The organism is Streptomyces sp. 135 (assembly GCF_020026305.1).
GTDB lineage: Bacteria > Actinomycetota > Actinomycetes > Streptomycetales > Streptomycetaceae > Streptomyces.
On sequence record NZ_CP075691.1, the window covers coordinates 7,802,968 to 7,821,553 of the forward strand.

16 protein-coding genes are annotated in these 18,586 nt (G+C 71.3%); 14 read left to right on the forward strand and 2 right to left on the reverse strand.

What is annotated here, in order from left to right; translation table 11 throughout:
• Nucleotides 1-9 precede the first annotated feature (9 nt).
• The 4 genes from KKZ08_RS34695 to KKZ08_RS34710 are packed head-to-tail and all read left to right on the forward strand — an operon-like array spanning nt 10 to nt 7,251.
• A complete protein-coding gene (locus KKZ08_RS34695) occupies nt 10-2,547 on the forward strand; it encodes a lantibiotic dehydratase (protein WP_223778197.1) in 2,538 nt (845 codons plus the stop codon).
• On the forward strand, nt 2,540-3,427 hold the full coding sequence (locus KKZ08_RS34700; protein WP_223778198.1) for a lantibiotic dehydratase C-terminal domain-containing protein: 888 nt from the start codon (nt 2,540-2,542) through the stop codon (nt 3,425-3,427). Before KKZ08_RS34695 ends, KKZ08_RS34700 begins: the two co-directional genes overlap by 8 nt.
• Nucleotides 3,424-5,919 (forward strand): lantibiotic dehydratase C-terminal domain-containing protein, encoded by a 2,496-nt coding sequence (locus tag KKZ08_RS34705; RefSeq protein WP_223778199.1) that lies wholly within the window; start codon nt 3,424-3,426, stop codon nt 5,917-5,919. The genes KKZ08_RS34700 and KKZ08_RS34705 overlap by 4 nt, the downstream gene beginning before the upstream one ends.
• A 57-nt stretch (nt 5,920-5,976) precedes the next feature.
• Entirely contained in the window at nt 5,977-7,251 is a 1,275-nt protein-coding gene (locus KKZ08_RS34710) for a cytochrome P450 (protein WP_223778200.1), read from the forward strand.
• Nucleotides 7,252-7,340: 89 nt separating this feature from the next.
• Here the strand turns inward: KKZ08_RS34710 and KKZ08_RS34715 are convergent, their stop codons facing one another.
• On the reverse strand, nt 7,341-7,694 hold the full coding sequence (locus KKZ08_RS34715) for a hypothetical protein (RefSeq protein WP_223778201.1): 354 nt from the start codon (nt 7,692-7,694) through the stop codon (nt 7,341-7,343).
• 230 nt (nt 7,695-7,924) lie between these two features.
• On the opposite strand from KKZ08_RS34715, the gene KKZ08_RS34720 reads away from it, so the two are divergent.
• The 10 genes from KKZ08_RS34720 (at nt 7,925) to KKZ08_RS34765 (ending at nt 16,887) form a co-directional block, all read left to right on the forward strand.
• The gene (locus KKZ08_RS34720) at nt 7,925-8,236 is read left to right on the forward strand and encodes a hypothetical protein (protein ID WP_223778202.1); all 312 of its coding nucleotides are present in this window, start codon (nt 7,925-7,927) and stop codon (nt 8,234-8,236) included.
• A 172-nt stretch (nt 8,237-8,408) separates the two neighbouring features.
• Nucleotides 8,409-8,600: a hypothetical protein gene (locus KKZ08_RS34725; RefSeq protein WP_223778203.1), complete on the forward strand. Its 192-nt coding sequence runs from the start codon at nt 8,409-8,411 to the stop codon at nt 8,598-8,600.
• A 75-nt stretch (nt 8,601-8,675) separates the two neighbouring features.
• Entirely contained in the window at nt 8,676-9,932 is a 1,257-nt protein-coding gene (locus KKZ08_RS34730) for a sugar ABC transporter substrate-binding protein (RefSeq protein WP_223778204.1), read from the forward strand.
• On the forward strand, nt 9,929-10,864 hold the full coding sequence (locus tag KKZ08_RS34735) for a sugar ABC transporter permease (RefSeq protein WP_223778205.1): 936 nt from the start codon (nt 9,929-9,931) through the stop codon (nt 10,862-10,864). The genes KKZ08_RS34730 and KKZ08_RS34735 overlap by 4 nt, the downstream gene beginning before the upstream one ends.
• The gene (locus KKZ08_RS34740) at nt 10,857-11,693 is read left to right on the forward strand and encodes a carbohydrate ABC transporter permease (protein ID WP_223778206.1); all 837 of its coding nucleotides are present in this window, start codon (nt 10,857-10,859) and stop codon (nt 11,691-11,693) included. Before KKZ08_RS34735 ends, KKZ08_RS34740 begins: the two co-directional genes overlap by 8 nt.
• 51 nt (nt 11,694-11,744) lie before the next feature.
• Nucleotides 11,745-12,218 carry a hypothetical protein gene (locus tag KKZ08_RS34745; protein WP_223778207.1) on the forward strand — a complete coding sequence of 158 codons (474 nt, stop codon included), beginning with the start codon at nt 11,745-11,747 and terminating at the stop codon, nt 12,216-12,218.
• 121 nt (nt 12,219-12,339) lie between these two features.
• Nucleotides 12,340-13,389, forward strand: a complete 1,050-nt coding sequence (locus tag KKZ08_RS34750; RefSeq protein WP_223778208.1) for an aldo/keto reductase — start codon at nt 12,340-12,342, stop codon at nt 13,387-13,389.
• 157 nt (nt 13,390-13,546) lie between these two features.
• Entirely contained in the window at nt 13,547-14,905 is a 1,359-nt protein-coding gene (locus KKZ08_RS34755; protein ID WP_223778209.1) for a radical SAM protein, read from the forward strand.
• A gap of 655 nt (nt 14,906-15,560) precedes the next feature.
• Nucleotides 15,561-16,295, forward strand: a complete 735-nt coding sequence (locus tag KKZ08_RS34760) for an SDR family oxidoreductase (protein WP_223778210.1) — start codon at nt 15,561-15,563, stop codon at nt 16,293-16,295.
• Between the two features lie 34 nt (nt 16,296-16,329).
• The gene (locus tag KKZ08_RS34765) at nt 16,330-16,887 is read left to right on the forward strand and encodes a GNAT family protein (protein WP_223778211.1); all 558 of its coding nucleotides are present in this window, start codon (nt 16,330-16,332) and stop codon (nt 16,885-16,887) included.
• A gap of 162 nt (nt 16,888-17,049) precedes the next feature.
• Here KKZ08_RS34765 and KKZ08_RS34770 read toward each other — a convergent pair whose 3' ends face one another.
• A complete protein-coding gene (locus KKZ08_RS34770) occupies nt 17,050-18,576 on the reverse strand; it encodes an amino acid permease (protein WP_223778212.1) in 1,527 nt (508 codons plus the stop codon).
• Nucleotides 18,577-18,586 lie beyond the last annotated feature (10 nt).

The following is an 18,586-nucleotide window of genomic DNA, read 5'->3' on the forward strand; positions in this document are numbered from 1 at the left end:
GTGGACGCGATGGACACGTTCTCGTGCGCGACCTATATCGTGCGCGTGCCCGCGTTCCCCGCCGATGCGGTGGACGCGCTGCGCTCACCCCTCGCCGCCGACGGACTCCGTCGGTGCCGGGACGCGGCCGACGCGGTACGGCTCCAGGCCGCACGCTGCTCGGACATCCTGTACGACGCGGTGGCCGCCCTCCCTCCGGGCCGCGACCGCAGCGCGCTCCTCGATCTGCGGCGCTCGCTGCACAACGGACGCGCCGCGCGTGCCCGGCGCCTGGCGGAGAAGCTGGTCCCCCTGCTACCACCCGCGGCGGAGCAGGCCGTGCGGGAGTGGGACCGGCTCATGGTGGAAGCCGAGCACATACGGCGGACGACTGAGCAGATATGGGACGGCGAAGCGGACCGCAGCATGACCGCCGCGGTGCGCACCGCGCGCCTGCCCGCGATCGGCCTCGAACTGTGCCGCTCCGCCTCACCGCTGGCGGCGGTTCTGGAGCGGGCGGAGACCGGCCTCCGCCGAGGAACGGCACCGGACATCGACACGGCTCTGAGCGCTTACGCCTTCGTGGTGCGCGCCTGTCTCAAGAGCACACCACGTGGCAGCCTCAGCGCCTGGGCGCACGGAGTACTTCTGGACGAGCACCTCGCGGGCCGGCCCCGCCCACCGCAATCCGTTGACCGCTGGGACGGCGACCCCCGCCCGCGCGCGCACCACGCCGAACTCAACGCCTTCATCACCCTCACTCTCCTGCGCCAACTCACCCCGAACACCCTCCTGGTGGTCAATCCGAGCACCGTCGCGTCCGACGGCTCCCTCTATGCGATCACCCCGAACTGCGATGCCGTACGACGTATCCGCGCCGACTCCGCGCTCCGCGAGCTGATCGCCGTCTGGCCGACCGGGGGACGAGGCGCTGCCGACGCGATCCAGGCCCTCTCCGAAGCGACCGGAGCCGACCCGGCCCGCGCCCAGCGGGCCCTCACACGCCTCATCGACGTGGGCCTGCTGGTCAGCGCCGACGAAACGCCGCTCCACGACCCGGCCCCGCTGCGCACGGCGGCACGGCGCACCGGTGTCTCCGAGGACACCGCCGCGATCCTCACCGAGGTCGCGGACGCCGCCGACGCCCTGACCGGTCCGGACGCCGACGCGGCCGTCCCGGCGCTGGCCCGTACCCTCAACACAGTCAGCCACCGCCTGTCCTGGCCCTCCCATGCCCTGCGCTATGGCGCACCTGCCTACGCCGACACCGTACTGACGGCCGGGCAGCTCACCCTCGACGCGGCGACCTGGGCGCCCCTGTACGACTCACTGCGCACCCTCGCGGGCTGGATCGGACACGCGGACCCCTGGTCGGCGCCGCGCAAGCGTGCCGAGTCGCATCTGGCCGAGGTGTTCGGCTCCGACCACCCGGTTCCGCTGACCGTCGCACTCCATGAGCTGGTACGCGCCGCGGGCAGCGGCGTACCCGGCATGCGGGAACTGTGGAGCGACGAGTTCCGGCTGCCCCCCGCCGATGATCCGGGGCTGGCAGGCCTGCGGCAGCTCCTGACGTCCACGCCGACAACCGACGGGGTGCTCCGGATCGACAGCCTCCCAAAGGCCCCCGACCGCCCCGACAGCCTCACCTCGCGTCTCGCCTTCTACGGCCATCCCGTCCGACAGAAGGGACAGCCCCTGTTCGTCGTGAACTCCGTCGAGGACGGCTGCGGCAGGGCCGACGCGCACGTCCAGAGGATCCTTGACCGCATCGGCCTGGACACGGAGCAGCGCCGCACCTGGCCGGACAGTCGGCCGACGCCCCTGCACGACACCGTGGACGTGGAGATCGGCGCGGTCGCGGACAGCAACGTCAACCTCCGGGTGCTCGGCGCGCTGCCGGAACTGGCGGTCTCTCAAGGGATGTCCTCCCATGGCCCTTCCACCGGCTCGGAGCGCATCGACGCACGGGAGTGCCGTGTCGTCCTGGGACAAGGGCGGATGATCCTCACCCACCACAACAAGCGGCTGCGTGTCGTGCCCCGCGGGCGCATGGCCGACTTCCACTATCCACCCGTACTACGCCTGCTCCTGCGCATGTTCGGTCCGTCGCCCGAGCATCGCGTGCAGCCCGTCATCGCTCCCGAGGGACGGCTCGCGGACGCAGGGTGCAGGGTGGTGCCGCGAGTAGATCTCGGCGGCGTCGTTCTGCTGCGGCGCACGGTCATCGTCGAATCGGACCAGGTACCCCGACGCGCCACGGGAGAGAGCCTGTTGGGCTACGCAGAGCGCATCGACGCCTGGCGTCGCCAATGCACCATTCCCGCCTGGTCATATCTCCGTGCCGTCAACGGCTCCGGCGCCGACAAGCACCGCAAGCCCATGCCCATCGATCTGCACTCGCCGCTGGGCATCGTCCAGATCGAGCGCATGACGCGCCGCGACGCGCGGCGCCTCCTCTTCCAGGAAGTGCTGCCGGACGCGGTGCATGCGCCCATGGCGGACGACGGCAGCCGTTGGCTCGCTGAGGTGGTGTGGGAGGTAACCCCCAGAAATGACGGACATGGCTGATGTGACTGACTTCGCTCCCGGCACCAACAGCACTTCAGCGTGTCCGGCGCCGAGTTGGTTGTCCGTGCACGTCCACGCGCACAGCGACCTCGATCGGCACATCGGGCATCTGGCGGGGCTCCTCCGGAACGCCGCGGCCGAAGCCGATGCCGTGGCATGGTTCTTCCTGCGCTACTGGGAAAGCGGACCTCACCTACGGCTCCGGGCGCTGTGCCGCACGGCCGGACAGCGCGAGCGGGCCGGTGAGCGGCTCCGTACGGCAGCGGAGCAGTGGGCCAGGGACAACCCGGAGCGGAGCCCCCTAGGCGAAGCCGAGTACGCCGCGTCGTCGGCCTGGATCCAGAGCCGCGAGGAGACCGGCCGCCCCGCAGCACCGCTGCTGCCCTCCCGTACGGTGCGGGTCGAGGAGTTCACCGGCGCCTGGATGCCAGGGGCGCCCGCGTGTACCGGTCAGCCGCAGACACTGTGCTTCCTCTCCGCGTCCAGCACGGTCGCGCTCCATCTGCATCTGCGTCACGGCTGGCAGACGCGGGCCCGGCACGCCGTCGACACGCTGCGCTCCCTGCTGGCCGCACCGCTCCCGGCCGACTGCCCGCCCCTCCGGGGCGCCTTCGCGGAATGGGCCGACCTCCTGGCGGGCGACGAGGCTGAGGACGTACGGCGCCGTGCCCGCCTCGCACAGAAAGCAGCCTGGCCGGGTCCTGACCGTGCCGCCGCCGCGATGGCGCGGTACTGCCTGGCCGTTCCACGCGCCGACGGCTCCGCGCGGGCGCTGCTGCACGCCTGGCACACCCACTGCAATCGCCTGGGGCTCAACTTGCCCGAGGAGGCAGCCGCCGCCATCACAGCGCTGGCCCTGACGGAGAAGGAGAACGGATGACCCGGTCGAACGGTCCCGTCGTGTGGCAGGACCACCGGCTCTATCACCGGGCGGACCCGGACGGGCTGCTCACCGAGCTTGTCGCCCCGGTGCTGCGGGACGCCGCACCGTACTGCCGTGCGCAGCACTTCTTCCGGGAGTGGCAGGGCGGCCCCAACATCCGCGTCGCCCTTCTTGTCGACAAGGAACACGCGGACCGCGTGGCGCAACACCTGCGGGCCCGCTGCCTCGACCACCTCGCGCGGTCACCTCGGGCGGCACAGGAATCCACGCCCCACCGTGCCCCGCCCGGCGACCTGGACTCGCGGGAGGGCGTCGTGGACGATCTCCCGCCGCAGCCTGACAACTCACTGCTGGCCGTGGAGCACCGGGACCGCTCGGCGCAGCTCGGCGGCCCGGCAGCCGTCGACTTGTTCGACCGCTTTCACGACCGGTCGACCGGCGCCGCCCTGCGCACCCTCGTCCACTGGCGGACACGGACGAGGGACGGACACGGCAGCGACCGCGCCCGCGCCGCCGTCACACTCATGCTCCACAGCGCGATGCGCTTCCCCGGCCCACTGCGCCTGGGGGCGATGTCGTACCGCTCGCATGTCGAGGGCGCCGTCATGGAATCTCCTCGCCCCGATCAACTCCGCCGCGAACTGGCGCAGTTCGCCGAACGCTGGACTCCTGCCCTGCACCCGCTCGCCGAGCAACTGCTCACATCGCGGGACGCGCCCACCGAAGAGGACCTTCCGGGAGTGCGGACGTTCCTCGACCACGTGGAGCGACTTGTGCCGGACGTCCGTGCGCTCCTCGCCGCAGACGAGTTGCACCTGCCCCTGGCCGGCCGCAACGGCGAAACGACCTGGGACGAGAAGCTGCTGCGCCGCAGCACGTTCCACCACTCTCTCCAGCGTGACCCCCGGTGGCTCGCGGCAGCGGCCCAGGACCCCGTCCTGCGGCTGCACCGGGTCCTGATCAACTGGGGCTATCTGCACATGACCCGGCTCGGCGTCCTGCCCGCCCAGCGCCTCGCGCTCTGCCACCTCGTCGCGGAACTGGTCGACCGGTACGCCGAGGAACGGCCGTATCTCACCGCGGGAGCCCGGGATCTGGCCGCCGGCGGCCCGGGAGCGCTCGCGTTGCGCTACATACGGGAGCACCGCACCGGCAGCCGCATCCCTCAGGACGTCGACTGGTCACTGCTCCCCGCGGAGCGCCCCGACCGGGACGGACGCAACCTGGTGCCCCTCACGCCACAGGCCGCCCGGCTGGGGTCGGTACTACAGCGGACCGCGGGGGTGTCACGGCTACGGTGGGAGGCCGGAGCGCGCTCCGGCGGCGGGCGCTTCGTCGGCCCCGTTCACCGTGTGATCGCATCAGCGGGCCAGCGCTACCCCGCCGAACTGCACGTACTGCCGGGAAAGTCGATGCCCGAGGTGCCGACCGGCAGGTATGAGCCCGCTCACCATGCCCTGGCCGTGCCACCCGTCACCGAGCAGCCGCCCACGAGCGCTCCGCAGGCGGAGCTCATCGTCGCGGTGAGTCCCTGGCGGACCCGTTTCAAGTACGGGGAGTTCGCCTACCGTCTCCAGTGCATGGACGCCGGGGTCCTGGTCGGCCAGGCACTCGCCGTCGCAGAGGCCGACCAACGTCCGCTGCGGGTCCGCTACTGGTTCTCCGACGCCGCACTTGACGAGCGGATCGGGGTGAACGGCACCCGGACGCGCAGCTATGCCGCACTGGATCCCGCCACGAACGGAATCCCTCACCCGGACTCCGGGGGCGCGATCCGGCCGACCGGCGACCGTGTGGAGGACGCCGCGCGCTCGCACCACTCGCCGCCCGCGACCGTCATCCCACCGCTGCTGCCCCGCCTGGCGGCCGGTGTACGGTCCTGGACCGAGGTGCCCTCGCGACCGCGGCGCCCCGACGCCTGGACGGCCCGGCGTACGTCGATGGGCTTGACCGCTCCCGGTGCTCTCGACGCGGACGAGTTCGGGCGCCTGTTGCAGCGCGTCTGCGCACCGTACGAGTCGGACCTGCCCGGCGGGGTCCCGTTCTCCCAGACGGCGTTCATCGCTGTGATCGGCGAGGTCGATGGGGTCGATGCCGGTGTGTACCTCGTCGCCGACGCGGGGAGGCGGATCGGGCTCCTTCGGGCGGGTGATGTGCGCCCCGCTCTCCAGTACGCCTTGGACAACGGAGTGTTCGACGTCCCGCACATCCCCCTGGTACTGACCCTGCTGACCGACTACGAGGCCGCACTGCCGCACTACGGCGACCGGTGGCTGCGGATTCAGGGCATGGAGGCGGGGGTGGCGGTGCAGCGCTGCCACCTGTCGGCGGCGGCCGATTCCCTGGCGTGCCAGGCGCACTGCGGCTACGACCCGGACCGGCTGCTCGCCGCGCTGGACCTCGACGACCAACACCTGGACCCGATGATTCAGCTTCTGGTCGGCCGGTCCCGCCCGCCGGGACTCCACCACGAGATTGCCCTGTTCTGAAACTCGTTCCGCTCCAAGGCACCCCGACCGCCACGCGTATCCGAAAGGCAGCCGCTCATGAACCCCACGAACGACAGCACCGCAACCCGTGCCGCCGAGTCGCGCTGCCCCGTGGACCCCGGCGCGCCGTTCGGCGACACCTTCCATCAGGCTCCGCAGGCGGTCCTCGCGTGGTTCCGCGAGCACCGGCCGGTGGCCGAGGTGGCCCTGCCCAACGGACTGCGAGCCTGGATGCTCACCCGCGACGACGACGTGCGAGCCGCGCTCGGGGACCCCCGCCTGATCCACGACACCCGGCGCTTCCCCCAGACCTTGCAGGGTCTCGACTGGAACTCACCGGCAGGAGACATGATCTCCGCATACGGGCGGAACCTGTCGAGCGCGGATGCGCCGGAGCACGACCGCTACCACGCGACCGTCGCGGGGACGTTCACAGCACGGCGCACGCAAGAGCTGCGGCCTCGCGTCCAGGAGATCGTGGACGCACTCCTGGACCGGCTGCCCACGGACGAACCGGTCGACCTGCTGGGGCGGTTCACCGTGCCGCTGTCCGTGGGTGTGATGTGCGAGATCGTCGGCGTGCCCGAGACCGACCGCCCGGACTTCCTGGATTTCGTACGCCGCACCGTGTCGATCGACGACGACCTGGACATCGCCGGGCTCCGCACATCGGCCATGCGCACCTTCGAGCTGCTGACCGGCTACGTGGCGGACCGCGCGCGCGATCCGCACAAGGACCTGCTGGGTGAGGTCACCACGCAGTTGCGGCAGGAAGGCAGCTCCGCCGAGGACGTGGTGACCGTCCTCTATCACCTGCTGGTAGCGGGCTTCGACACCACCGGGGCGTTCATCGGCAACATGGTCCAGGGTCTGCTCGATCACCCCGAGGTGCTGGCGGCGGTGCGCGAGGACCCGGCCCGGCTGTCGTCGGCCGTCGAAGAGTTCTTGCGGTTCGACGGTTCGGCACGGATGGGGGTGTGGCGCTTCGCCGCGCAGGACGTCGAGGTGGGCGGGCAGCTCATCCCGGCCGGGAGCCTGGTGATGGTGTCGCTCGCGGCGGCCAACAGGGACCCGGCCAGGTTCGTGGATGCCGACCGGCTCGACCTGGAGCGCGGTGACATCGGCGGACATGTGGCCTTCGGGCGCGGCCGCCACCGCTGCACCGGAGCCGCCCTGGCCAGGCTGGAGACGGAGGTGGCGGTGGGCACCCTCGTCCGACGTCACCCCCGGCTGCGCATCGCCGCCGACGAGACGCTGCGGCGCCGCACCGTGGTCACGCTCAACGGCCTGCGCCGTCTGCCCGTGGTGCTCGGTACACCCGTGGCGGAGTAGTGCGGCTCGTCTGCGGTGATGCTCGACTAGTCAGCGCCCGCCGTCGTGCTCAGGTCGTTTACTCAGGACCTGGTTGGTGGCCGCGGGCACTACTGGTTCTCAGCACGCGGGCCGCGCGGACGCCACCGCTCCGGCCTCCACTCCGGCTGCGGCGGCAGCCAGGGCGCGTCCTGCGCCGTGACCGCGACCGTGCGTGCGGCGACCTTTTGCGGCAAGGGGCGCAGCGCCGGGTCCTTCTCCAGGCACTGCTGCACACGACCGAGCAGCGAATCCGGTACGCCCGCCGGCTCCGGCTCCTCGTGAGCGACCCGGAAGAGCAGGGCGTGCAGGGCGCGTACCGACTCCTCGTGCAGCGGACCGTGCTGCTCGCCGACCACGGCGTGCAGGTCCGGGAGGCGGTACGGGCAATAGTCGAGCTGTCCGGGGGCGGGCGGGGCAATCACGGCGCTTCAGGCTCACGCCGAAGGCCCTGCGGGGACGGCGGTGGAGCCCGGAGGCGCGTCCCCGCCGTCGTCCCCGCCGCCGACAGGTGCCGTCGAAGGGGTTCCCGGGCCGGGGCGGATATGGGAGTGTCCTACCGAATTCCTGGCGAATTCCTGCTGAAGCGGCGGGCCGGCAGGTCATGGGGTCCGCGGACTGGACTGTTTCGGCGCGGGTCCGAGGTGAAGCACTGGTGCGGAATCCGGCGAGGCACGATCTGGTAGCGCTGCGGCGGCTCAACAACACGGTCGCCCTGCGCGCCCCGTCCCGCCGCAGCCCCCGGACCCGCGCCGAGCCCGCCGCGGGCTCCGGCCTCCCGCAGTCCACCGTCGAGGCCACCATGGAGGAACCGACCGGGCGGGGCCTCGCCGACGAGTCCACGGCGACGGGAACCGCCGACGATCACCCGCCAGGCCGCCCCGCACGACGCTTCCACTTCCGCGCCGAGGCCGGGCACGTCCTCGGCGGCGTGCGTCGGCTGCCGTCGCGGGAGGGCTCGGCGTGAGTACCGCGTGCAAGGCCCCACCTCGGCCGGGTGCGCGGCGTGTGGGGGAGTCCGAGGTGGCCGCGCCGGCCCGGGGCACGGATGCCGCCGGTTCGGCCGTGTTTGCCGCCGTCGCCGGCCGGCTCGCCCCCGTGTCGCCGCCCCCGCGCTCGCCGTCGACCCGGAACTCATCGTGCTCACCGGCGGGGCCACCTCCGTCGGCCGCCATCCGGTGCCGCGGCTCGAAGAGCGGTTGCGCCCCGTGACCCCGCACGTCCCGCGTATCGTGCTGAGCTCGCTCGGCGAGCGGGGCGTGGTCCTCGGCGCCGTACGCAAGGCGCTCGACCACGTGGAGGAGGAACTGCTCGCGGACACGGCGCCGTAGCGGCTCGGGGGCGCCTGCTGTCGCGCCCGTGGCGGCCGGCCGGCGCCCGACGGCTTCCTGGGAGGCGAAGCACGTATGCGCAGAAGGACTCTGCTGGGCGGGGCGCTCGCCGCCCCGTTGCTCGCCGCCTGCTCCGGTGGGGGCGGCGGCGCGGACGGCGGGGGCGGCACCACGCTCTCGTACGGGATGTGGGACCCGGCACAGGTGCCGGGCATGGAGAAGATCATCGCGGCGTTCGAGAAGAAACATCCGCGGATCTCGGTGCGCATCGAGCTCACACCCTGGGCGAGCTACTGGACCACCCTCAAGACGTCGATGCGCGGCGGCACCGCGCCCGACGTCTTCTGGATGAACGCCGTCAACTTCCAGCTGTACGCGGCGAACGGCGTCCTCGAACCGCTCTCCGGGCACATCGAGGCCGACGCCACCCCCGTGGAGCGCCACCCGGACGCGCTCGTGAAGCTGTACGCCTACCGGGGCACGCAGTACGGCCTGCCGAAGGACTTCGACACCATCGGCCTCTGGTACAACAAGGCGCTCTTCGACAAGGCGGGCATCACGTACCCGGACGCCACCTGGACGTGGGACGACGTCCGGGACGCGGCGGCCGAACTCACCGACCCCCGCGAGCGCGTGCACGGCTTCGCCGCCGAGATGGACCGGCAGTTCAAGATCTACCCGGCCATCTGTGCCGCGGGCGGCTACGTCCTCAGGGACGGCCGCTCCGGCTTCGGCGACGAGCGGTCCATCGAGGGCCTGCGCTTCCTCACCGACATGATCGACCGGGGCTGGTCGCCGCCGCAGAGCGCGATGGTCGAGTCCGTGGGGCGCGTGCGCTACTGGTCGGAGAAGGTCGCCATGAACTACGACGTCTCCGCGATGTCCGGGCAGATGTACGCCGTCCCCGCCATCAAGGACCACGGCGGCATCGCCGTCCTGCCCAAGGGGCGCCGCAGGGCCACCATCATCCACGGCCTTGCGAACGTCATCTCCGCCAAGAGCCGCAGGAAGGAAGCGGCCTGGAAGTTCGTGCACTTCATGGCGGGGCGCGAGGCCGCCGAGATCCAGGCGAAGGCGGGCGCCACCATCTCCAGTTACGAGGGGACGCAGGACGCCTGGCTCAAGTCGATGCCCGAATTCGACCTGAAGCACTTCATCGAGATGCAGAAGTACGCCGTTCCGTACCCGAGTTCCAAGAACACGCCGGTCTGGGAGAACCTCCAATACCCGTTACTCGGCGCCGCGTTCAGCGGAAAGGGCGGCATCGGGAGCGCCGCGCGCACGCTGGGCGAGCAGATGGACCGGGCCCTGAAGGAGGAGCGCGCCTCATGAGTGTCTTTCCCGCCACGGCGGCCGCGAAATCGACAGGACGCGGTGCCGCCGCGCCCGTCAAGTCCCGTGGGCAGCGCACCGCCTACCTCTTCATCGCCCCGCTCGGCCTCGGCTTCGCCGTCTTCTATTTCTGGCCGCTGCTCCAGACCTTCTACTTCAGCTTCACCGAATTCGGCGCCTTCGGCGGCCACACGTTCATCGGCACCGACAACTACGTGCGTGTCGTGCGGGACGTCACCGTGTGGCAGGCGCTCGGCAACACGCTGATCTACAGCCTCATCGGGCTCACCGCGCTGCCGGTAGCGATCGTCGTCGCGGCCCTCCTGAACCGGCGCGGCCTGCGCGGCGTCGCGCTCTACCGCGCCCTGTACTTCGTGCCGTTCGTGACGCTGCCCGTCGCCGTCGGACTGGTCTGGAACTGGCTCTACAACGGCGACTTCGGGCTCCTGAACGAGGTTCTGGCCCGGTTCGGCATCGACCGGCACTACTGGGTCTCCGACCCGTCCACGGCCGTCTTCGCCATCGGCACGGTGATGGTCTGGTCGACCACCGGCTACTACTTGATCATCTTCATGGCGGGCATCAAGGGAATTCCGCGGGACTACTACGAAGCCGCGGAACTGGACGGCGCGGGAGCGCTGCGCAGGTTCTTCACGATCACCCTTCCGCTGCTCAGCCCGACCATCTTCTTCGCCTCCGTCATCTGCATGATCAACTCTCTGCAGACCTTCGACCTGATCTACATCATGATGGGCGAGAAGAATCCCGCGATCGGCGATACGCAATCCGTCGTCGGCCTCTTCTACAAATGGGCCTTCGTCGAGAACGCGCAGGGCGCCGCGGCCGCGCTCGCCTTCCTCCTCATGCTCCTCATCGCCGCGCTGACATACCTTCAGTTCCGGTTCCAGAAGAGGTGGGTGCACTATGCCTGACACCCGGACACGCGGGCGCGCCGGATCCATCGCCACCCACGCCGCGCTCTCGCTCGGCGCACTCGTGATGGTCTTCCCTTTCCTGTGGCAACTGCTCACCGCCCTCAAGACACTCGCCGAGACCTCGCGGGTGCCGCCCACCTTCCTGCCCGACGACTGGAACCGGGAGAGCTTCGAGAAGGTCTTCACCGCGCTGCCGTTCCGCGAAATGCTGACCAACAGCGTGCTCAACACCGTCGGCCGCACCCTCGGCCAGCTGGTCTTCTGCTCCCTCGCCGCCTATGCCTTCGCCCGCATGCGCTTCCGGGGACGCAACGTCCTCTTCGCGCTCTTCCTCTCCGTCCTGATGGTGCCGAGCTCCCTGCTCGTGCTCCCGCAGTACGACATCATCCAATCGCTCGGCCTGCTGAACTCCGCCCCCGCGCTGTTCCTGCCCGGCATGTTCAGCGCGTTCGGCACCTTCATGCTGCGGCAGTTCTTCCTCACGCTCCCCATGGAGCTGGAGGAGGCCGCCCGCATCGACGGCGCGGGCTCCTTCCGGATCTTCTGGTCCATCATGCTGCCGCTGATCAGGCCCGCCCTCGCCGCGCTCGCCGTCATCACCGCCATGTGGTCCTGGAACGACCTGCTGTGGCCCCTGGTCGTCAACACCGACCCGTCGACGATGCCGATCAGCGCCGGACTGACCTCCTTGGAGGGCCAGTTCGAGACGAACTACCCGGTGATGATGGCCGGTTCGCTCATCGCGAGCCTGCCCATGCTGCTCGTCTACGTCTTCCTCCAGCGGCACTTCGTCCAGAGTGTCGCGCTCTCCGGTTCCAAGAGCTGACTTCGACACCCGGAGGAAAGGCGCCTGGCGCCCGTGTGCTGGACTTGGCGGATGTCTGCGTCGATCCTGCTGCCGGTCCTGCTGCTCGTCGTGTCGATCACCGCGTTCGGCCTCGCGGGGTACGGCTTCGGGAGGCTCGGCGCGCGTGGCGTCCGGGGCTGGGACCGCCCGGTCGTGCTGCGCTCCCTGGCCGCCCTTTTCGGGGCGGCCGCGGCCGCCGTCTACACCTGGGGGCTGCTCTGCGTCGCGTTGACCGTCCTCGACGCGGAGGACGGCGGGGCGGGCTCCGCGCCCGTCCGCCCCTGCGCCGAAGCGGACGCGCAGGCGTGGGGCGCCGCGGCCGTCGACTACCGGGTGGAGTACCTGCCCGTGCGGTTCGTGTGCGAGACGGGCGACGGCCGGAGCCATGCCACCGACGACGTGCCGGGATACGTCACACCCGCCGCGGTGGGGGCCGGCCTGACCGCCGCCGTGCTCGCCGTCTCCGCGGGGTGGGTGTCGCAGGCGCGTGCCAGGGCGGTGTGACGCCGGTCGCGCTTGCCCTGGAGCGCACTCCACCTCGTAGGGTCGCGGCATCCGAGTGGGTCCCAGGTGGGTCCGAGCAGGTCCACGCGCGCCCAACCGCGCCATGGTCAAGGAGAGTCGCATGCGCCACCGCGTTCTGGGCGGGACCGGCATGGAGGTCAGCCCCTACTGCCTGGGCACCATGATGTTCGGCCACGTCGGCAACGCCGACCACGACGACTGCGCCCGGATCGTCCACGCCGCGCTGGACGAGGGCATCAACTTCGTCGACACCGCCGACATGTACTCCGCCGGGGAGTCCGAGACCATCGTCGGCAAGGCGCTGAAGGGCCGCCGCGACGACGTCGTGCTCGCGACCAAGTTCCACTTCCCCATGGGTGAGGGCCCCAACCGGGGCGGCAATTCCCGGCGTTGGATCGTGCGGGCCGTGGAGGACAGCCTGCGGCGGCTGGGGACGGACTGGATCGACCTGTACCAGGTGCACCGGCCGGACCACACCACCGACATCGAGGAGACGCTCTCCGCCCTCACGGACCTGGTGCGCCAGGGCAAGATCAGGGCGTTCGGCTGCTCCACGTTCCCCGCGGACGAGATCGTCGAGGCGTACCGCGTCGCCGACCGGCGCGGGCTCCAGCGGTTCCGCACCGAGCAGCCGCCCTATTCGCTGCTGGCCAGAGGCGTGGAGAAGCATGTACTGCCGGTGACCCGGCGCCTCGGCATGGGCACGCTGACCTGGAGCCCGCTGGCCTCCGGTTTCCTGACCGGACGCTACCGCAAGGGCCGGGCCATGGATCTCAGCAGCGGGCGCCCCACCCTGCACCCGGGCCGCTTCGATCCGGCGGCGCCGCTCACCGCCGCGAAGCTGGAGGCCGTCGAGCAGTTCGTCGCCGTGGCCGATGAGGTGGGCTGCACGCTTCCCGAGCTGGCGATCGCCTTCCCGCTCGCGCACCCCGCCGTCACGTCCGTGATCATCGGCCCGCGCACGATGGAGCAGCTGCGGGCCACGCTCAAGGGTGCGTCCGTGGCCCTGGACGACGCGGCGCTCGACCGGATCGACGCCATCGTGCCGCCCGGCACCGACGTCTACCCGCCGGACGGGGTGTGGACGCCCCCGGCCCTGACCACGCCGGCGCTGCGCCGCCGCACGGCCGGGGAGAGGTCCGCCGCCTGACCGCCCGCCGACGGGGGCGGCGCCTGCGAGGGCGCACCATCCGCAGCCTAGACCTGCGGCGGAGGCGGCCTGAGACCGGAGCCGGATCCGGAGCGGATCGGGGGCGTATTAGCGTGGACGGGACAGACCGACCAACAGGATCCGAGGTGCCCGGCCCATGCCAAGCCGCAGCGAGAGCCGTACCGAGCTCATCGAATCGCTCATGGAGCGGTTCCCGCACGTGCCACGGGAAGCGGTGATCAAGGAGGATCTGCTGCGCGGCGGCATCGCCTTCGACGAGTCGGCGCTCAGTGACAATGAGGGCGGCGAGGTCAAGCCGAAGTCGTACTTCATCTTCTCCTTCGACCACGGCACGCTCCCCGAGCTGGGCGCCGCCGCCCTCCGTCGCCCGCCGGAGGAGATCGTCCTCACCGGCGGCCCCTACCAGCTGCGCCGCACCGTCGTCTCGGTCCGCGTGAACCCCTCCTCGCCCTACCGCGTCGCCGCCGACGACCACGGTGTGCTCGGCCTCTACCTGGACGGCGTACGCATCTCCGACGTCGGCCTGCCGCCGATGCCGGACTACTACCGGCACACGCTGGAGAACGGCAAGTCCGTCATGGAGGTGGCGCCCACCATCCAGTGGGGCTACCTCATCTACCTGACGGTCTTCCGGGTCTGCCAGTACTTCGGGGCCAAGGAGGAGTGCCAGTACTGCGACATCAACCACAACTGGCGCCAGCACAAGGCGGCGGGCCGCCCCTACACGGGCGTGAAGCCGGTGGAGGAGGTCCTCGAGGCCCTCGCCATCATCGACAAGTACGACACCAACAAGTCCTCCACCGCGTACACGCTCACCGGCGGCGCGATCACCTCGCAGATCGGCGGCAAGGACGAGGCCGACTTCTACGGGCAGTACGCGAAGGCCATCGAGGAGCGTTTCCCCGGCCGCTGGATCGGCAAGGTCGTCGCCCAGGCCCTGCCGAAGGCGGACGTGCAGCGGTTCCACGACTACGGCGTACGGATCTACCACCCCAATTACGAGGTGTGGGACCCGTACCTCTTCGAGCGGTACTGCCCCGGCAAGGAACGCTACGTCGGACGGGACGAGTGGCACCGCCGCATCCTGGACTCCGCCGAGGTGTTCGGCCCGCGCAATGTGATCCCGAACTTCGTGGCGGGCGTGGAGATGGCGGAGCCCTTCGGCTTCAAGACGGTCGACGAGGCCATCGGCTCGACGGTGGAGGGGCTCCAGTACTTCATGTCGCGCGGCATCACGCCCCGCTTCACGACGTGGTGCCCGGAGCCCACGACGCCGCTCGGCAAGGCGAACCCGCAGGGCGCTCCGCTGGAGTACCACGTGCGGCTCCTGGAGGCCTACCGCGCGACGATGGAGGCCAACGGCCTCTCCTCACCGCCCGGCTACGGCCCGGCCGGGCCCGGCAACGCGGTCTTCTCCGTCAGCTCGTTCATGGACAGCCTGCCGGCGGAGGCGGCGGCGCCGGAGGACGCGGTGGTTCCCGCGACGGGGCGGTAAGCCCGCCACCGGGCCCCGGTGCTGCGCAACCGGGGGCTGACCTGACCGCCGCTCGGACCTCCCCACCTACCCGCCCGGTACTCCGCACCGGAACTCGGACGCCCCCAGGCCGTGGCGCACCGCGGCTTGCCGTCGGGCAACGGGCGGGCGGGAAAGCATCGCCGCGAAGCAGCGGTCAGGGCAGCGGTCCCGGCGTCCGTGGCAAGATCGCGGCGTGGGGGCCAGGACAGCGGTCCCGGCGTCCATGGCAAGATCGCGGCGCGTAGTCAGGGGCAGCCGTCCCGGTCGTTCGCGGTAGGACCGTGGCGCGTAGGTCGAGGCAGTCGTCCCTGGGCGCCCGCAGCAAGACGCGTGGCGCGTAGGTCAGGACAGCCGTCCCGGGCGTCCGTGGCGAGATCGCGGAGCGCAGACCAGGAGAGCCGTCCCGGGCGCCCGCAGCATGACCGTGGCGCGGAGACCAGGACAGCCGTCCGGGGGCGCCCGTGGCAAGATCGCGGCGCGTGGTCGGGACAGCCGTCCCGGGGCGTCCGCAGCATGACCGCGGCGCGCAGGCCAGGGCAGTCGTCCCGGACGTACGTAGCAAGATCGCGCCGCCGGCGGCCCCCCCCCCGCAAGGCCTCGCCGCGCAAACCATCCACCAGAACCGGAGGACCCCGTGCAGCACCACCCCGTCACCGTCGTCACCGGCGGCAGCCGCGGTATCGGCGCCGCCGTCAGCGTGCGTCTCGCCGAGGACGGCCATGACGTCGCGATCGGCTACCGCTCCGACGAGGCCGCCGCGGAGAAGGCCGCGGCGGCGGTCCGCGCCGCCGGGCGGCGCTGCGTCACCGTGCGGGTCGACACCGCCGACGAGACGGACGTCGACCGCCTCTTCGACACCGCCGCGGCGGAGCTCGGCCCGGTCACCGGGCTCGTCAACAACGCCGGGGTGAGCGGCCCCGTCGGCCCCCTCGCCGAGGCCGACGCCGAGGGGATGCGCAGGGCGCTGGAGGTGAACGTGCTCGGGTACCTGCTCTGCGCCCGGCGCGCCGTGCGGGACCTGAAGGCGAACGGCGGCGGGGCCGTCGTGAACATCTCGTCCGCCGCCGCGACCCTCGGCTCGCCCGGCGAGTACGTCCACTACGCCGCCGCCAAGGGCGCCGTCGACACCATGACGGTCGGCCTGGCCAAGGAGGTCGCCGCGGACGGGATCCGGGTCAACGCCGTGGCTCCGGGCGTCATCTGGACCGAGTTCCACGCCGACCCCGAGCGTCCCGCGAAGCTCGCCGCCGGCATCCCGATGGGACGCTCCGGCCGGCCCGAGGAGATCGCGGCGGCCGTCTCGTGGCTGCTCTCGGACGACGCCTCGTACGCCACGGGCACGGTCCTGCGGGTGGCGGGCGGCCGCTGACCCGCAGCGCCCCGCCTCTCGTACGCTGGTTCGCATGATCGGTGGAGAGGCGACACTCGCGGCAGGCGTCCTCATGCGGCCCGTCACGCCCGACGACGCGCACGCGCTGGCCCGCGCCCATCGGCGCAACCGCGACCACCTCGCCCCCTGGGACCCCGACCGGCCCGATGCCTTCTTCACCACCGAGGGCCAGGCCGAGCGGATCCAGGGGCAGTTGGCGGAGGCCGCTGCGGGCCGCGCCGTGCACTGGGTGTTCGTCGACGGCGGCGAGATCGTCGGGCACGCCGCCCTGGCGAACATCGTGCTCGGCCCGGCCCGCAGCGCGATCCTCGGCTACTGGACCGACGCGGAACAGACCGGCCGCGGCCTGGCCTCCGCCGCCACCCGCCACGCCTGCGAGGTCGCCGACACCCGGCTAGGCCTGCACCGCGTCGAGGCGGGCACCCTGCTGCACAACACCGCCTCGCAGCGCGTGCTGGTCAAATGCGGCTTCCAGGAGTACGGGGTCGCGCCCAAGTACCTTTACATCAACGGGGCCTGGCGCGACCACCGGCTGTTCCAGAAGATCCTCAACGAGCGCCCCGCGTTCTGAACCACCGCGCCCCTGGACGCTCGGCGCTCTGACCGTGATCGACGCCGTGGTCCCCCCGCTCACCTCCTGGCCGATCCTCCTCGTCGCGTGCGGCCTGCTCCTTGCCGGATCCCGCCGCGCCGCCAGCCAGGAGGCGGCGCGCGCCTGGGCTCCGTCAGGCGATCAGACGATGCCCTCCGCGACCTCGGCCTGCTCACGGTCCGAGCCGTACGCCTGCGGGGTGCTGTACGAGCGGCGCGCCACGAACCACCACACGGTGGCGAGGATCAGCACCACGGCCAGCGCGATCGCCGCGTAGTTCATCGAACTGACCGTCACCGGCGAGGCCTGCGGCAGGCAGAACAGGACCGTCACGAACGCCACCCAGACCACCGCGACCCAGCCGATGGGCTTGCTCCAGCGCCCCAGGTTCCACGGGCCCGGCCGGAAGCGGTCGCCCGCGCGGAGCCGCAGGAAGATCGGGATGGCGTAGGCGGGCGTGATGCCGATGACGTTGATGGCGGTCACGGCGGTGTACGCGGTCGCCGAGTACAGCGAGGGCAGGGCGATCGCGGCGGCGAGGCCCACCGACAGCCACACCGCGGGCACCGGGACCTGCGTGCGGGAGCTGACCTTGCGCCACAGGGCGGAGCCGGGCAGCGCGTTGTCGCGGGAGAACGCGAAGACCATCCGGCTCGCGGCGGCCGTCTCGGCGTTGCCGCAGAACAGCTGCGCCACGATGACGATGAGCAGCAGCGCGGTCGCCCCGGACTCGCCGACCGCGTCGATCATGATCTGGGCGGGCGGCACCCCGGTATCCGTGCCCAGCGTGCCCGCGTAGTCCTGGATCGCGAAGGTGAGCCCGGCGAGCAGCACGAAACCGGCGATCCACGACGCCCAGATGGCGCGCACGATGCCGCGCGCCGCGGTCACCGACGCGTTGGAGGTCTCCTCGGACAGGTGGGCGGACGCGTCGTATCCGGAGAACGTGTACTGCGCGAGGAGCAGGCCGATCGCCGTCACGTAGAGCGGGTTGTCCCAGCCGGTGCCGTCGAAGAACTCGCCGAAGACGAACGACGGCGACTGGTGGTGGTCCGGGACGATCGCGAGGGCCCCGACGATCACGGCCACACCGGCCAGGTGCCACCACACGCTGATGGAGTTGAGCAGACTCACCAGGCGGACGTTGAACAGGTTGAGCAGGGCGTGCACGAGCAGGATGCACAGGAAGATCAGGAAGGTCTTCTCCGGGGTCGGCTCGAAGCCGAACCGCAGGTTCAGGAACGCTCCGGTGAACAGCGCCGCTCCGTAGTCGATGCCCGCGATCGCGCCGAGCAGACCGAGCAGGTTCAGCCAGCCCGTGTACCAGCCCCAGCGGCGCCCGCCGAGCCGGTCGGCCATGTAGTAGAGCGCCCCGGACGTGGGGTACGCGCTCGTGACCTCGGCGAGCGCGAGGCCCACGCAGAGCACGAAGAGGCCGACGCCGGCCCAGCCCCAGAGCATCACGGCGGGGCCGCCGGTGTTCATGCCGAAGCCGTACAGCGTCATGCAGCCGGAGAGGATGGAGATCACGGAGAAGCTGATGGCGAAGTTGCCGAACCCGCCCATGCGGCGGGCCAGGACGGGCTGGTAGCCGAGCTCTCTGAGCTTCTGCTCCTCGTCCTGGCGTGGCGCTGGGACGGTGCTCGACGACCAGGTGGTGCGGGACACGGATGTACCT

Excerpts from the sequence above, each read along its gene's own strand:
- KKZ08_RS34695 (WP_223778197.1), top strand. The coding sequence starts at position 10 with ATGGACACGTTCTCGTGCGCGACCTATATCGTGCGCGTGCCCGCGTTC.
- KKZ08_RS34700 (WP_223778198.1), top strand. The coding sequence starts at position 2,540 with ATGGCTGATGTGACTGACTTCGCTCCCGGCACCAACAGCACTTCAGCG.
- KKZ08_RS34705 (WP_223778199.1), top strand. The coding sequence starts at position 3,424 with ATGACCCGGTCGAACGGTCCCGTCGTGTGGCAGGACCACCGGCTCTAT.
- KKZ08_RS34710 (WP_223778200.1), top strand. The coding sequence starts at position 5,977 with ATGAACCCCACGAACGACAGCACCGCAACCCGTGCCGCCGAGTCGCGC.
- KKZ08_RS34730 (WP_223778204.1), top strand. The coding sequence starts at position 8,676 with ATGCGCAGAAGGACTCTGCTGGGCGGGGCGCTCGCCGCCCCGTTGCTC.
- KKZ08_RS34735 (WP_223778205.1), top strand. The coding sequence starts at position 9,929 with ATGAGTGTCTTTCCCGCCACGGCGGCCGCGAAATCGACAGGACGCGGT.
- KKZ08_RS34740 (WP_223778206.1), top strand. The coding sequence starts at position 10,857 with ATGCCTGACACCCGGACACGCGGGCGCGCCGGATCCATCGCCACCCAC.
- KKZ08_RS34745 (WP_223778207.1), top strand. The coding sequence starts at position 11,745 with ATGTCTGCGTCGATCCTGCTGCCGGTCCTGCTGCTCGTCGTGTCGATC.
- KKZ08_RS34750 (WP_223778208.1), top strand. The coding sequence starts at position 12,340 with ATGCGCCACCGCGTTCTGGGCGGGACCGGCATGGAGGTCAGCCCCTAC.
- KKZ08_RS34755 (WP_223778209.1), top strand. The coding sequence starts at position 13,547 with ATGCCAAGCCGCAGCGAGAGCCGTACCGAGCTCATCGAATCGCTCATG.
- KKZ08_RS34765 (WP_223778211.1), top strand. The coding sequence starts at position 16,330 with ATGATCGGTGGAGAGGCGACACTCGCGGCAGGCGTCCTCATGCGGCCC.